Raw genomic sequence first — 14,010 nt, 5'->3', positions numbered from 1 at the left:
GTGCTCCGCCTCGCCCCGTGCTCAGTCCTGCTTCTTGCGCCGGGTCCCGAAAACGATCTCGTCCCAGCTCGGCACCGCCGCGCGGCGCCCCGGACGGACGCCGTCCGCCTCGGCCTGACGGTCGGTGGAGCCGATGAGCCGGTCGCGGTGGCTGGAGACCGCGCGCGGCATGAGCACGTCCGCGTACGCCGAACCCGCCGAGGCGGCGGGGGCCGGGGGCTCCTCGACCTCGGGCTCGCGCTCCGGCTCGTCCTGCCCCGTACGCTCCGCCGACGACCGCTCGGGCACCACCATGTCGCCGCGGAAGCTCGGCACCGCCTCCAGGAGACTCGTCAGCGAGTCGCGCCCGGAGTCGGCAGAGGCCGCGGGCGGCATGTCGTCCTCGTCCTCCTCCTCGACGGCGGGCGCCTGCGGGAGGGCCGGGGGCCGGTCGGGGAGCGCGGGACGGTCGCGGTCGAAGCGGTCGATCGTCCGCTCGCGCGGCAGCCGCGCGATCCGCGGCACGAACGGCATGGGCTCGGGCGAGGACAGCTCGTCGGACTCGCCGATGAGCGCGCGCGCCTCGTCGTCCACGGCCTGCACGAGCCGGCGGGGCGGGTCGTACGTCCAGCTCGCCGAGCGCGTCTCGCCCACGAGCCGGTAGACGAGGAGGACTTCCCAGGTGCCGTCGTCGCGGCGCCAGGAGTCCCACTGCACGGTCTCCCGGTCGGCCCCGCGCATCATCAGCCGCTCCTGCACGGCCTCGCCGAGCTGAGGTCCGGCGGACTCGCCGGGGCGGCGTACGGGGGTCTTGCGGGCCCGCTCGGCCATGAACGCGCGCTCGGCGAGGACGGGGCCCTCGAAGCGGCGTACGCGGTCCACGGGGATGCCCGCGAGCTGCGCGACTTCCTCCGCGCTCGCCCCTGCCCTTATACGGGCCTGGATGTCCCGCGGCCGCAGGTGGCTCTCGACCTCGATCTCGATCTGGCCGAGGCGCGGCCTGTCGCCGCGCACGGCGGCACGCAGCCGCTCGTCGATGGCGAGGGTGTACTCCGTGTTGTCGGCAGCTTTCAGCACAAGACGTGTGCCGTCGTTGCTGACGGCCACGACACGCAGTTCGGGCATGGGGACCTCCCGGGTGGTGCCTGCCGACGTCACGTGCGTCGCTGCTTCCGCTAGTCGAGTGTGGCCTGCCCGGGTGCAGCCTGCCACAACCTTGCCGAGTTGCCCGGCGTGTCGGGCAAGGGCCCTGACACTCCGTTATGGCACGGTACTCATTTGCAACGCTGAGTGACCACCCGGACCCCCAGAGGCGACGGGACTCTCCCACCACCGCCGGGTCGTCCCCTCGCGGCCGGACCCGCTCCGGCCGGATGGCCGACCGCTCCGGTGCGAAGAGTCCCGGGCACCCTGACGGGAGACCGGACCCAGGGCTCGCAACAGTACTCCATTCGGGCCATCAGTGGTGGGGCGACGCTCCGCCGAACTTCCCCCGCGCCGGGGACGCGCGGGGCCGGGGGCGGGAGCGCCGGGGGTTTCGGGGACGCTCGCGCGGGCACCGGGCGGGGTGCGTCCCGCCGCCGGGTGGCGCGCTTCACAAAATCCACGGAACCGGAACCAATCGATTCGCTCGACAGTCACTTCCTGCGGCAAGGTGGACGAAAGGCGATGTAAGGCAGGTAGATGCAGAAGGAAGCCGTGAAGGGCGACACACCTCACATACGTGGCGGACAGCCGACCGCGGGTGAGGCCGTCGCCGATGAGCCAAAGCCCGCCAGGCGCTTCGATCTGAGCGTGCCCCAGGTGGCCGGTTCGGCCGTCGCCTCGGTCGCCGCCGCGATCGCCGCGTCCCAACTCGGGGTCTACGGCACGGTCATCGGCGCCGGGGTCATGAGCATCGTGGCGACGACGGGCGGTAGCGTCTTCCAGCATCTGTTCCGCAGAACGGGCGAGCAGCTCCGCGACGCCGCCGGGCAGGTCATCCCCCGGCACGGGGTCCCGCAGGACGGCGCGGGCGAACCCGTACCGCCGACGTTCCTCGCGCACCCCGAGCGGCACCTCGCTGAGGTCCCCGAGCCGCGCGCCGAGGCGACGACCGTCCTGCCGCGCGCGGACGGCGACCCGACGAGCGTCCTCCCGGCCGCCGACGCGGACCCGACCACGGTGCTCCCCGCGGCGGTGCCGCACGAGGACGCGACGCGGGTGCTCCGTACGGGGCTGGAGGAGCCCGTCCCCGACGACGAGTCGCGCCTGATGCCCGCCGTCCCCGCCGACGAGGCGACACGGCTGCTCGGCGCCGTTCCCGAGGACGACGCGACGCGCGTGCTCGGGGCCGCTCCCCGGAACGAGGCGACCCGTGCGCTCGGAGCGGCCCGCGAGGAGGAGGCGACGCGGCTGCTCCGTCCCGCCGCCGACCCGTACAGCGCTCCCGTCACGCACCAGAGCGCCCGCAAGCTGCGCGGCTGGCGCAAGCCGCTGCTCACGGCCGTGGGCGTCTTCGCCGTCTCGATGGCGGGCATCACGGGGTACGAACTCGTCGCGGGCCACTCGCTGAGCGGGGGCTCGGGCTCCACGATCAGCAAGCTCGGCGGCAATGGCGGCAGCCACCACCAGGCGCCGCCCGAGCAGCCGACGGGGCCCGCGTCCACGGGGCCGACCGGCTCGACGGAGAAGAGCGAGAACGGCTCCACGTCCCCCACGCCGGGCGACAGTCCCTCGCCGAGCGGGTCCCAGGAGAAGAAGGACACGAGCAAGGACCCGAGCGCGCCGGGCGAGGACACGAAGCAGCGCGAGCAGCAGAAGCCGTCCCCGAGCACGACCCCCGACCCCACGCAGTCGACCCCCGGCACGGGCCAGGAGTCGGGCGAGGGCACGGACCCCGGCACGGGCGACCAGGGCGACACGGGCGAGCAGCCGGGGGAGGGCGCGGCGACACAGTCGCCCTGAGGGACGCCGCCCGCCCGCTCCGCGCGGCACGAAGCCCCCGTCCGCCCCTGGAATACGGCGCGGACGGGGGCTTCGCCGTACTGCGGACGCCGGGGCTTCGCCGTACTGCGGGGTGCCCCACCCCCGCACCGCCCGCCTCGGTCCCGCACCGCCCGCCTCGGTCCCGCACCGCCCGCCTCGGTCCCGCACCGCCCGCCTCAGTCCCCCAGCACCCGCCTCAGTCCCCCAGCACCCGCCTCAGTCCCCCACCACCCGCCGCAGGTAGGGGTTCGCGAAGAGGCGGTCGGGGTCGAGGCGGTCGCGGACGGCCGTGAACTCCGCGAAGCGCGGGTAGGTCTCGGAGAGGTAGGCCGCGTCGCGGGTGTGGACCTTGCCCCAGTGGGGGCGGCCCGCGTGGGCGGTGAAGATCTTCTCCGCCGCCGTGAAGTACTCGCGGTACGGCGTGCCCCGGTACATGTGGACCGCGATGTACCCCGAGTCCCGGCCGCTCGCCGTGGAGAGGGCGAGGTCGTCGGCGGGGGCGCTGCGCACCTCGACCGGGAAGCTCACCCGCAGGCGCGAGCGCTCGATCATCGCCTTCAGCTCGCGCAGCACCGCCGGGACCTCCGCGCGCGGCACCGCGTACTCCATCTCCACGAACCGCACCCGGCGCGGGCTCGTGTACACCTTGTACGGGATGTCCGTGTACGTCCGCGCCGACAGTGCCCGGCTGGAGACGCGGGCCACCGCCGGGATCGTCGCGGGGACCGCGCGGCCCAGTGAATTGACCACCTGGAAGAGGCCGTTGGAGAGGAACTCGTCCTCGAACCAGCCGCTGAGCTTCTTCACGGGGCGCGCCGGTCCCTGGCTGCGGTTGTTGCGCTTGGTGTTGGTGCTCTCCGTGTGCGGGAACCAGTAGAACTCGAAGTGCTCGTTCTCGGTCACGAGTTGTTCGTACTCGGCGAGGACCCGGTCGAGCGGCATCGGCTCCTCGCGCGCGGTGAGCAGGAAGACCGGCTCGACACGGAAGGTGAGGGCGGTGAGGACGCCGAGCGCGCCGAGACCGATGCGCCCGGCGGCGAAGACGTCCGCGTTCTCCTCGGGCGTGCAGCGCAGGAGCGTGCCGTCGGCCGTGAGGAGTTCGAAGCCCGCTATCTGCGCGGCGATCGAGCCGGAGTCGCGGCCCGTGCCGTGCGTGCCGGTGCTGACCGCGCCCGCGACGGTCTGCTCCATGATGTCGCCCATGTTGGTGAGGGAGAGCCCCTCGCGGGCGAGCGCGGCGTTGAGGCGCTTGAGCGGGGTGCCCGCCTCGACCGTGATCGTCATGGCCTCGCGGTCGATGTGCCGGATGCCGGTGAGGAGCTGCGGACGGACGAGGACGCCGTCCGTCGCGGAGATCGCGGTGAAGGAGTGCCCCGTGCCCGCCGGTTTGACCGTGAGGCCCTGCTCGGCCGCGCGGCGCAGCACCCCGGCCAGCTCGTCGACCGAGGCGGGGCTCTCCTCGCGGGCCGGGCGGGCCGTGATGTTGCCGCCCCAGTTACGCCAGGTCCCGCTCGGGCGCGCCGCCCCCGGCGCGCTCCTGGGCGCCGGTACCACCGGCGGTGTCCCGGCCGGCTCCGGCCCCCGCGCCTCCGGCACTGCCTGTTCGCTGCTCATCCTGCGCCCCTCCCCGCTCCGGAACCGGCCTGTTGAGCCGGTGGTACCCCAGGAACGCCACCACGACCGCGGCCGCCCCGGCAACCCCCGGGACCGCGTACCCCGCCTTCGGCCCCGAGGCGTCGATGACCCAGCCCGCCACGGAGGAGCCGAGGGCGACGCCGACGGCGAGACCCGTGCTCACCCAGGTCATGCCCTCGGTGAGCTTCGCGCGCGGCACGTGCTGCTCGACGAGGGCCATCGTCGTCGTCATCGTGGGAGCGATCGTGAGGCCCGCGAAGAACAGCGCCACGGCCAGAAACGGAAGGTTCCCGACCAGTTGGAGGGGGATCATACTCACGCCCACGAGGCAGACCCCGATGAGCCAGCGCCGGGCGGGCGGGCGGGTGAAGTGGAAGAGCCCGAAGACCGCGCCCGCGAGGCAGGAGCCGAGCGCGTAGACGGCGAGGACGAGGCTCGCCGCCGCCTTGTGCCCCCGGTCCTCGGCGAAGGCGACCGTGACGACGTCGATCGCGCCGAACATGACCCCGGTCGAGACGAAGGTGAGCACGAGCACCCGCAGCCCCACCGAGCGCATCGCGCTGCCGCGCTCGTGCTGCCCGGCCGGGTGCACCGCGGGTTCGGTGGCCTTCTGCCCGGAGAGCCAGAAGACGCCGACGGCGAGGAAGCAGCCCGCGAGCAGCGGTCCCGCCTCGGGGAACCACGCCGTGCACAGGCCGATCGAGATGATCGGCCCGAGGACGAAGCACACCTCGTCGACGACGGACTCGAAGGAGTACGCCGTGTGCAGCATGCGTGGCTCGTCGCGGTAGAGCGCGGCCCAGCGCGAGCGCACCATCGAGCCGACGCTCGGCACGCAGCCGATCCCCGCCGCGAAGACGAAGAGCGTCCAGTCCGGCGCCTCGTACACCGTCGCGAGCAGGAGCCCCGCCGTCGCGGCGAGCCCGATGAGCGTCGCGGGCCGCAGCACCCGCCGCTGCCCGTGCCGGTCCACGAGCCGCGAGAGCTGGGGGCCGAGGACGGCGGCGGCGAGCGCGATCGTCGCGGAGAGCCCGCCGGCGAGCCCGTACCGGCCCGTGAGCTGGGAGATCATCGTGACGACGCCGATCCCCATCATCGCGAGCGGCATCCGCCCGATGAGCCCCGCGGCCGAGAAGGAGAGGGTGCCGGGCGCGCGGAAGATCGCGCGGTAGGGGCTGGGCAAGGCGGGCTCCGGGCAGGCGTACGGGCACAGGGCGGACAGGGCCGTCGTGTGCGGGGGGAGGAGGGGCGGGAGGACTGAAAGGTAAGCAGTGAACCCGGTCCGGTGAGCTTACGCATTCGGGCGGGTTTTCGCACGGGTGCGGCGGGGCGGTACGGGGGCGGGCGGCGGAGGCGCGGGCGCGGGCGTACGGGCCGGGCGGGCGGGCTCGCGGGGGTGGGCCGTGGCGGCGTACGGGCGCGGGCGGCGTGCGGTGTACGGGCCGGGGCGGCCGGGGTACGAGAACCGGGCCGCCCCGCGCGGTGGGCCGGACACGCGCGGGGCGGGCGTCGTGCGCCGTACCGCTGGTGGCAGGATCGGAGCCATGGCCGAAGCTCTCGATCCCACCGCCTGGGGGGCCACCCCCTACGACGCCCTCCTGCTGCTCTCCTTCGGCGGCCCCGAAGGACCCGAGGACGTCGTCCCCTTCCTGGAGAACGTGACCCGGGGGCGGGGCATCCCCCGCGAACGGCTCAAGGAGGTCGGGCAGCACTACTTCCTCTTCGGCGGCGTCAGCCCGATCAACGGCCAGAACCGCGAACTGCTCGAAGCCCTGCGCACCGACTTCGCCGGGCACGGCCTCGACCTGCCCGTCTACTGGGGCAACCGCAACTGGGCCCCCTACCTCACGGACACGCTCCGCGAGATGGTCAAGGACGGCCGCCGCCGCATCGCCGTCCTCTGCACGAGCGCCTACGCCTCCTACTCCGGCTGCCGCCAGTACCGCGAGAACCTCGCCGATGCGCTCGCCGTCCTGGAGGCCGAGGGCCTTCAGGTTCCGGTCGTCGACAAGCTGCGGCACTACTTCAACCACCCCGGCTTCGTCGAGCCGATGATCGACGGCGTCCTCCGCTCCCTCGCGGAACTGCCCGAGGACGTGCGGGAGGGGGCGCACCTCGCCTTCACGACGCACTCCATCCCCGTCTCGGCGGCCGACACCTCCGGTGCCCCGGAGGCGCACGGCGACGGCGGTGCGTACGTCGCGGAACACCTCGACGTCGCCGCGCTCATCCACGCCGCCGTGCGCGAGCGGACCGGCGTCGACCACGCGTGGCGCCTCGTCTACCAGTCCCGCAGCGGCGCCCCGCACATCCCGTGGCTGGAGCCCGACATCTGCGATCACCTGGAGGCGGAGCACGCGGCCGGGGTCCCGGCGGTGGTCATGGTGCCGATCGGGTTCGTCTCGGACCACATGGAGGTCCTCTACGACCTCGACACGGAGGCGACGGCGAAGGCGGCGGAGCTGGGGCTGCCGGTGCGGAGGTCCCCGACGGTGGGAAGCGATCCGCGGTTCGCGGCGGCGGTGCGGGAACTCGTTTTGGAGCGGGCCGCCGTCGAGCGGGGGGAGCAGCCCGCGCGGTGCGTGCTCGGGTCCCTGGGCGCCAGCCACGACGTGTGCCCGGTCGGATGCTGCCCCGCGCGGGCACCGCGCCCCGCGGCGGCCGGGTCCTAGCCGCCCGGCCTTCCGGGGCCCGTCCCGGACCCGGTCCGTCCCGGACCCGCTCCTCACTCGTCCGAGGGACGGGGTTCCCTGCCAGCTCGACCTAGGAGAACCATGACCGACCCGCTTGCCCGGGAACTGCTCCCCCTCGCCCTCGAAGCCGCCCGCCGGGCAGGTGCGTTCCTGCGGGACTCGCGGCCCGCCGATCTCGGTGTCGCCGCGACCAAGACCAGTCCCGTCGACGTCGTGACCGAGATGGACCTCGCCTCCGAGAAGCTCATCACCGGCTTCCTCGCCGAGCACCGGCCCGAGGACGGCGTGCTGGGGGAGGAGGGCGCGAGCCGCGAGGGCACGAGCGGGGTGCGCTGGGTCGTCGACCCCGTGGACGGGACGGTGAACTACCTGTACGGGCTGCCGAGCTGGTGCGTCTCGATAGCGGCGCAGCGGGACGGCGAGACGATCGTCGGCGTCGTGGACGCGCCCGTGCGCGGCGAGGTCTACCACGCGGTACGGGGCGGCGGGGCCTGGCTCGGGGAGCGGGCGCTGCGTGTGCGGCCCCCGGCCGAGGAGGGCCGGGCGCTCGTCGGCACCGGCTTCGGCTACCTCGCCGAGCGCCGGGCCCACCAGGCCGAGGTCATCGCCGGGCTCATCACCTCGGTGCGCGACATCCGGCGCGGCGGCTCGGCCGCGATCGACCTGTGCGACGTCGCGGCGGGGCGGCTCGACGCGTACTACGAGCGGGGCCTCAACCCCTGGGACTACGCGGCCGGCGACCTCATCGCCCGCGAGGCGGGGGCCCTCACCGGCGGCCGCCCCGGCGAACCGCTCAGCCCCGAGCTGACCGTCGCGGCCCCTCCCGGCCTCTTCGAGAGCCTCCAGGCACGCCTGGAGGAGCTGGGGGCCTGGCACGACTGAGCGGGGCGGGAACGGACGAAGGGGCCGGTACGCGTGCTGCGTACCGGCCCCTTCGCTCGCGTGACGTACGTACGGGACGTGACGCGCCTCGGGCGGCGGCCGGGGGAGCCGCCGCCGCTCAGGCGTGCTGGACCGGGCGGGACGGCGCGTGGTCGGCGGCCTGCACGGCGTCGAAGTCGACTCCGTGCTCGGCGGCGAGCCGGCGCAGATCGTCCAGGTCCGATTCCTCCACGTCCACCAGGAAGTCGTCGCCGCTGCGACGCGCCCGGTCGAGGTCGGACTTGGTGTTCCTTATGCGCTGGAGCAGCGCGGCGGTGAAAGCGTCCATGGTGCGCCCCCTCGTCATGGTCGTGGGTCGGCGGCACGGGGTGTGCCAGACAGGGGCGGTCAGCCGGTGCCGCTCGGCTCAAAGCGGAGCGGCACGCCGTGAGGGCGTGCCGCGGACCGGACGTGATCGCGGGGTGTCCTGGGGTCATCCCCAGCGCGCCGGTTCCGGAAACCTCCCCGCTCCGTAGTCGCGCGAATTCGTGGACGGATACATGGATTTCCCCCGGTGGACGCGCCGGGTTTCCCTCGCGCACGTCCCGCGATCACGCGGACGCACGGTCCGTGACCGGGCGGGGGCGCGGTCCGTGACCGGACGGACGAGCGGTCCGCGATCACGCGGACCCCCGTTCCGTGATCCTGTGCACGCGCGTCCCGCGATCACGCGTCGCGCGCCGGGACGTCCCCGGCCCCGTGCACGCCCAGTGATAAGGCGTGGCTAAGCGCTTACCGCCGGTTTATGGCCGAAAGGGGCAGGATGGAGGCTCCACCATCTGTCGTCGTGCGCGCACCGCCACCCGCCCCGGAGCGGGCGGGTCCGCGCGCCGCGTCCCCCTGCCGGGGGCGTCCACGGAAAGGACCAGCCACGTGCGCGTACTCGTCGTCGAGGACGAGCAGTTGCTCGCCGATGCGGTGGCCACCGGACTGCGCCGGGAGGCCATGGCGGTCGACGTCGTGTACGACGGAGCCGCGGCCCTGGAGCGCGTCGAGGTCAACGACTACGACGTCCTCGTCCTGGACCGCGACCTCCCCCTCGTGCACGGCGACGACGTCTGCCGCCGCGTCGTCGAGCTGGGACTGCCCACCCGGGTCCTCATGCTCACCGCGTCGGGGGACGTCAGCGACCGGGTCGAGGGACTGGAGCTGGGCGCGGACGACTACCTGCCCAAGCCCTTCGCCTTCAGCGAGCTGATCGCCCGCGTCCGCGCCCTCGGCAGGCGTACGAGCGTGCCGCTGCCGCCCGTCCTGGAGCGGGCCGGGATCAAGCTGGATCCCAACCGCAGGGAGATCTTCCGGGACGGCAGGGAGATCCAGCTCGCGCCCAAGGAGTTCGCCGTCCTCGAAGTGCTCATGCGCAGCGAGGGCGCGGTCGTCTCGGCCGAGCAGCTCCTGGAGAAGGCGTGGGACGAGAACACCGACCCCTTCACCAACGTCGTCCGGGTCACCGTGATGACCCTGCGCCGCAAGCTCGGCGAGCCCGCCGTCATCGTCACGGTCCCCGGCTCCGGCTACCGGATCTGAGTTCCCCATGGCCCCGTCCCCCTCCCGGCAGGGCGCTGCCCGCGCGCCCCGGCCCCCCGGCCGCCCGCCCGTCCCGCCCAAGCCCGCCCGCCCCCCGTTCAGCGCGGCCGAGCCGCCGTTCCCCTGGCTGCGCCCGACCATCCGGATAAGGCTCACCCTGCTCTACGGCGGGATGTTCCTCATCGCGGGCATCCTGCTGCTCTCGATCATCTATCTGCTCGCCGTGCAGGCGGTCGGCGTCGGCCAGAAGCTGCCCTTCCAGATCTCCAGCGGCGAGGTGCGCTTCTCCAGCGACACATGCCCGCAGCTCGCGGACATGTCCGGCGCCGTGCACTCCCAGGCGGACTTCCAGGCCGCGCTCAACGACTGCGTGAACCAGCAGCGCCAGCGCGCCCTCGACCACCTGCTCTCGCGCTCGCTCCTCGCCCTCCTCGGGCTCAGCGTCATCGCCTTCGCCTTCGGCTACGCGATGGCGGGCCGCGTCCTGTCCCCGCTCGGGCGGATCACCAGGACGGCGCGTCAGGTGGCAGGTTCCGACCTCACCCGGCGGATCAAGCTCGACGGTCCGGACGACGAGCTGAAGGAGCTCGCCGACACCTTCGACGAGATGCTGGAGCGCCTGGAGCGCGCCTTCACCGCCCAGCAGCGCTTCGTCGCCAACGCCTCGCACGAGCTGCGGACCCCGCTCGCGATCAACCGCACCCTCCTGGAGGTCCAGCTCTCCGATCCGGGGGCGCCACCCGAACTCCAGCAGCTCGGCAAGACCCTGCTCGCGACCAACGAGCGCAGCGAACAACTCGTCGAGGGCCTGCTCCTGCTTGCCCGCAGCGACAACCAGCTCGTCGAGCGAGGCCCCGTCGACCTCGCCGAGGTCGCGGACCGCGCCATCGACCAGGCGCGCGGCGAGGCGGCGGCGCGGGACGTGGAGATCCGGGGCACGCGCGCCCCCGCGGTCGTCGACGGCAACGGCGTGCTCCTGGAACGCGTCGCCCTCAACCTCGTGCAGAACGCGATCCGCTACAACGTGCCGCCACCCCCGGCCGGGCCCGTGGAGGACGGCGAGGAGGCCGCCCCGGAGCGCGGCTGGGTCGAGGTGACCACCGAGGCCCAGCACGGGCAGGCGGTCCTCGTCGTGAGCAACACGGGGCCCGTTGTGCCCGCGTACGAGATCGACAACATCTTCGAGCCCTTCCGCCGCCTGCGCACCGCACGCACGGGCAGCGACAAGGGCGCGGGCCTCGGCCTGTCGATCGTGCGCTCCATCGTCCGGGCGCACGGCGCGCGCATCCACGCCGAGCCGCGGGAGGGGGGCGGGCTCGTGATGCGGGTCACACTCCCGCTGTGAGCGGAACGTGTCGGAGGGAATGCGATACGTGTTCGCCGGGTCGCCCGACACGGGAGACGACGCACTGGGTCGCGGTTGTCTTGTTCGCTTTGGGAGGAATTTTCGGGACCTGCGCCCGTGTTCGGCCTGTGTGATCGATCACAAGAGCGGGTTTTCAGACATTCACAATGGGTGACTCCTGAGGGCCCCGAAAAGCCCGGAAAATCGGGGTTTTCGCAGGGGTCGATCACGGGAAGTACACGGGGAGGCCCGTCCCCGGTGCGACTGTCGTACCGGTTACGGTGCGCACCAGCACTTCCCTACGCCCCTGGTCAAGGGGGCGCAAGAAGTGTCGATTGAGTAACAGACCTTGATGTGAGGCAAAATCTCCGCCTCGGGTCGGGCACAAGTCCGGCCTCTCACGCGTTACGAGCGCTGAGACACCGCACAGAACCCAGAGGGGGAGAGCGACATGGCTACGGACTACGACACTCCACGCAAGACCGATGACGACCTCAACGAGGACAGCCTCGAAGAGCTCAAGGCCCGGCGCAATGACAAGACCACCTCGACCGTCGACGTCGACGAGTTCGAGGAGGCGGCCGGGATGGAGCTGCCAGGGGCCGACCTCTCCAACGAGGAGCTGGCCGTCCGCGTCCTGCCCAAGCAGCAGGACGAATTCACCTGCATGAGCTGCTTCCTGGTGCACCACCGAAGCCAGCTCGCGCGGGAGAAGAACGGGCAGCCGATCTGCCGCGACTGCGACTGAGGGCGGGGCGGGCGTGAACGGCTCGACCCCTCCCTGGAAGCGGCGGCGCACCGCGTCGTCGGACGGCCCGGAGCGGCGTGCACGCGCGAACGAGCGAGGCCGGGCGGCCTCGCTCGACGAGCAGGACGCGCAGGACGCCGCTGCGGCCCTTCTCCCGGCTCAGCAGCCCCCCACCGGGGCCGAGGAGCCGGGCACCACCCTCGGGCGGGACACGGCAGCCGCACGGGGCGACAAGCCCCCGCGCGGCGGCAGGCTCACCACCCTGCGCTCCGGCGTGGGGCAGGGGCTCCGGCGCGGGCGTGATTCCGCCCGCGCGGCGGTCGGCTTCCTCGCCGACCGCATCATCGAGACCGCGCCTCGCGTGCCGGTGCGCGATCTCGCCACTCTTCGCCGCCAGTTCCCGGGCCTCGGCCCGGAGGAACTGGCCGACAAACTCGTCAACGGCGCGGCCCGCTCGGCCTCCGCCGTCGGTGCGTCGATCGGTGCCGCCGCGATGATGCCCGTGCCGCCCGCGCTGCCGGCCGAACTCGCCGCCGAGATCACCGCCGTCGCCGCGATCGAGCTGAAGCTCGTCGCCGAACTTCACGAGGTCTACGGGCACCGCCCGCCCGGCACACGGGCGCAGCGCAGCTCCGCCTACCTCACCGCCTGGACCCAGGAACGCGGCGTCGACCTGAGCAAGCCCCTCTCGCTCACCGCCGGAGGGCTCAGCGGCCAGGCGGCACGCGAGCTGCGGCAGCAGATCATGAAGCGCACGATCCGCAATCTGCCGAACCTCGTGCCCTTCCTCATCGGCGCCGCCGTGGGCGCGTACATGAACCGCAGGGACACGAGGAAGCTCGCCGAGCACGTGCGCGCGGACCTGCGCAAGCGCGCGATCGCGTGGGAGCGCCTGGAGGGGCTGCCCGCGCTGGAGGCGCCGGAGGAGCCGTACCCGGGGCTGCCGGGTCCGCGAAGGGATGCCGACTCCTGAGCCGGGCGCAGGGCCGGCTCCGGACGGCCCGGTGACGCACGCCCCGGTGGCGCGGGGCCCCAAAATCTTGGTCAAGCCCCCCGAAGGGGACCAAGTTCCCACAGGCTCAAGCCCCCGGAGGGCTCAGGCCGCCGGGCTCGTCTCCCGCGCCGCCTCGATCGCGTCCAGGAGCCGCCGCGGCTCGCGCGTGGAGAGGTAGAGGTACGGGGTGGGGTCGGCCGGGTCGGTGACCGGCACGCGCACCGCCGTCGGGATGTAGGCGCGCAGCAGCATGAACGCCCGCGGGTCCGCCTTGTGCAGCCGCCAGTCGCGCGCCGCCTCGGGGTCCAGGATCTCGCCCTCGCCCAGCGCGGTCACCGGGAGCTTCGCCTCCTCGGCGACGAGCGCCCCGCCCACGACGCGGATGCGCGCCGAGCCGTACGAGCTGGTGATCACCGCGGACACGGCGACCCCCGCGACGAGCGCCCCGAGCAGGGGCAGGGTCCCGAACGGCAGCGCCACGAGGGCGCAGACGATCCCGACCAGGACACAGACCGCCCACCACGAACGGGGCGCCGTCAGACGTTCTTCGTAAGGCTGCATGAATCCAAGCTTGGCACGGCGACCTGTGCCCTCTCGCGGCGCGGGTAGGGTCGGGCGCCGGACACCGAACGCGCACACGTCGTACCCGTCCGTGCCGCCGGACAGAAGTCACCGGAGTGAACAGTGAAGCCTGAGCCCCTGACCGTGCTGCTGCGGCGGCTCGACCCCGATGTGCCGCTCCCCGCCTACGGGCACCCCGGTGACGCGGGCGCCGACCTCGTCACGACCGGGGCCGCCGTGCTCGCCCCCGGCGAGCGCGCGGTCCTGCCGACCGGCGTCGCGCTCGCGCTCCCCGAGGGGTACGCGGCCTTCGTGCACCCCCGCTCGGGGCTCGCGGCCCGGTGCGGAGTGGCACTCGTGAATGCCCCGGGGACGGTGGATGCCGGGTACCGTGGGGAGATCAAGGTGATCGTGGTGAACCTCGATCCGCGCGAGCCGGTGCGGTTCGAGCGCTTCGACCGGATTGCGCAGCTGGTGATCCAGCGCGTCGAGCGGGCCGCGTTCCGGGAGGTCGGTGAACTCCCCGGTTCGGTGCGCGCGGCGGGCGGTTTCGGGTCCACGGGCGGGCATGCGGCCGTGGGCGATGGCACGGGTGGGAACGGTTACGCTTCGGTCGTATCCGACCGGGAAGGACAGTGAC

General features: G+C 73.4%; 13 protein-coding genes. 8 read left to right on the top strand and 5 right to left on the bottom strand.

Features of this window, described 5'->3' with window-relative positions; translation table 11 throughout:
* Positions 1 to 21: 21 nt before the first annotated feature.
* Positions 22 to 1,104, bottom strand: coding sequence for a septation protein SepH (sepH, locus tag STTU_RS07200; RefSeq protein WP_007821295.1), 1,083 nt, complete (start codon positions 1,102 to 1,104; stop codon positions 22 to 24).
* A 558-nt stretch (positions 1,105 to 1,662) separates the two neighbouring features.
* Here sepH and STTU_RS07195 point away from each other — a divergent pair.
* On the top strand, positions 1,663 to 2,925 hold the full coding sequence (locus STTU_RS07195) for a hypothetical protein (protein WP_007821294.1): 1,263 nt from the start codon (positions 1,663 to 1,665) through the stop codon (positions 2,923 to 2,925).
* A gap of 237 nt (positions 2,926 to 3,162) precedes the next feature.
* Here the strand turns inward: STTU_RS07195 and STTU_RS07190 are convergent, their stop codons facing one another.
* Together STTU_RS07190 and STTU_RS07185 are read right to left on the bottom strand one after the other, a co-directional pair.
* Positions 3,163 to 4,500 (bottom strand): D-arabinono-1,4-lactone oxidase, encoded by a 1,338-nt coding sequence (locus STTU_RS07190; RefSeq protein WP_043257179.1) that lies wholly within the window; start codon positions 4,498 to 4,500, stop codon positions 3,163 to 3,165.
* A complete protein-coding gene (locus tag STTU_RS07185; RefSeq protein ID WP_043254449.1) occupies positions 4,442 to 5,764 on the bottom strand; it encodes an MFS transporter in 1,323 nt (440 codons plus the stop codon). The genes STTU_RS07190 and STTU_RS07185 overlap by 59 nt, the downstream gene beginning before the upstream one ends.
* Positions 5,765 to 6,125: 361 nt before the next feature.
* Here STTU_RS07185 and STTU_RS07180 point away from each other — a divergent pair, with 361 nt between their 5' ends.
* Both STTU_RS07180 and STTU_RS07175 read left to right on the top strand, forming a co-directional pair.
* Positions 6,126 to 7,253 (top strand): ferrochelatase, encoded by a 1,128-nt coding sequence (locus STTU_RS07180; protein WP_043254448.1) that lies wholly within the window; start codon positions 6,126 to 6,128, stop codon positions 7,251 to 7,253.
* A gap of 102 nt (positions 7,254 to 7,355) precedes the next feature.
* Complete coding sequence (locus STTU_RS07175) at positions 7,356 to 8,156, top strand: inositol monophosphatase family protein (RefSeq protein ID WP_007821288.1); 801 nt, start codon at positions 7,356 to 7,358, stop codon at positions 8,154 to 8,156.
* 118 nt (positions 8,157 to 8,274) lie between these two features.
* Here the strand turns inward: STTU_RS07175 and STTU_RS07170 are convergent, their stop codons facing one another.
* Complete coding sequence (locus STTU_RS07170; protein WP_010274628.1) at positions 8,275 to 8,484, bottom strand: hypothetical protein; 210 nt, start codon at positions 8,482 to 8,484, stop codon at positions 8,275 to 8,277.
* Between the two features lie 584 nt (positions 8,485 to 9,068).
* Between STTU_RS07170 and STTU_RS07165 the strand changes: the two genes are divergently transcribed.
* From STTU_RS07165 to STTU_RS07150, 4 genes are all read left to right on the top strand, one after another.
* Positions 9,069 to 9,722 carry a response regulator transcription factor gene (locus tag STTU_RS07165; protein WP_008745216.1) on the top strand — a complete coding sequence of 218 codons (654 nt, stop codon included), beginning with the start codon at positions 9,069 to 9,071 and terminating at the stop codon, positions 9,720 to 9,722.
* 7 nt (positions 9,723 to 9,729) lie between these two features.
* Positions 9,730 to 11,067 carry a HAMP domain-containing sensor histidine kinase gene (locus STTU_RS07160; protein ID WP_043254444.1) on the top strand — a complete coding sequence of 446 codons (1,338 nt, stop codon included), beginning with the start codon at positions 9,730 to 9,732 and terminating at the stop codon, positions 11,065 to 11,067.
* Between the two features lie 451 nt (positions 11,068 to 11,518).
* The gene (locus STTU_RS07155) at positions 11,519 to 11,815 is read left to right on the top strand and encodes a DUF4193 domain-containing protein (RefSeq protein ID WP_007821276.1); all 297 of its coding nucleotides are present in this window, start codon (positions 11,519 to 11,521) and stop codon (positions 11,813 to 11,815) included.
* A 13-nt stretch (positions 11,816 to 11,828) separates the two neighbouring features.
* On the top strand, positions 11,829 to 12,788 hold the full coding sequence (locus tag STTU_RS07150) for a hypothetical protein (RefSeq protein WP_007821273.1): 960 nt from the start codon (positions 11,829 to 11,831) through the stop codon (positions 12,786 to 12,788).
* Positions 12,789 to 12,911: 123 nt separating this feature from the next.
* Here STTU_RS07150 and STTU_RS07145 read toward each other — a convergent pair whose 3' ends face one another.
* Positions 12,912 to 13,370: a DUF3093 domain-containing protein gene (locus STTU_RS07145; protein WP_007821272.1), complete on the bottom strand. Its 459-nt coding sequence runs from the start codon at positions 13,368 to 13,370 to the stop codon at positions 12,912 to 12,914.
* 123 nt (positions 13,371 to 13,493) lie between these two features.
* Between STTU_RS07145 and dut the strand changes: the two genes are divergently transcribed.
* Positions 13,494 to 14,009 (top strand): dUTP diphosphatase, encoded by a 516-nt coding sequence (gene dut, locus STTU_RS07140; protein WP_009069086.1) that lies wholly within the window; start codon positions 13,494 to 13,496, stop codon positions 14,007 to 14,009.
* Position 14,010 lies beyond the last annotated feature (1 nt).

Source organism: Streptomyces sp. Tu6071, from assembly GCF_000213055.1.
In the GTDB taxonomy this organism is placed as follows: Bacteria; Actinomycetota; Actinomycetes; order Streptomycetales; family Streptomycetaceae; genus Streptomyces; species Streptomyces evansiae.
This window is presented reverse-complemented; position numbering and strand designations above follow the sequence as displayed.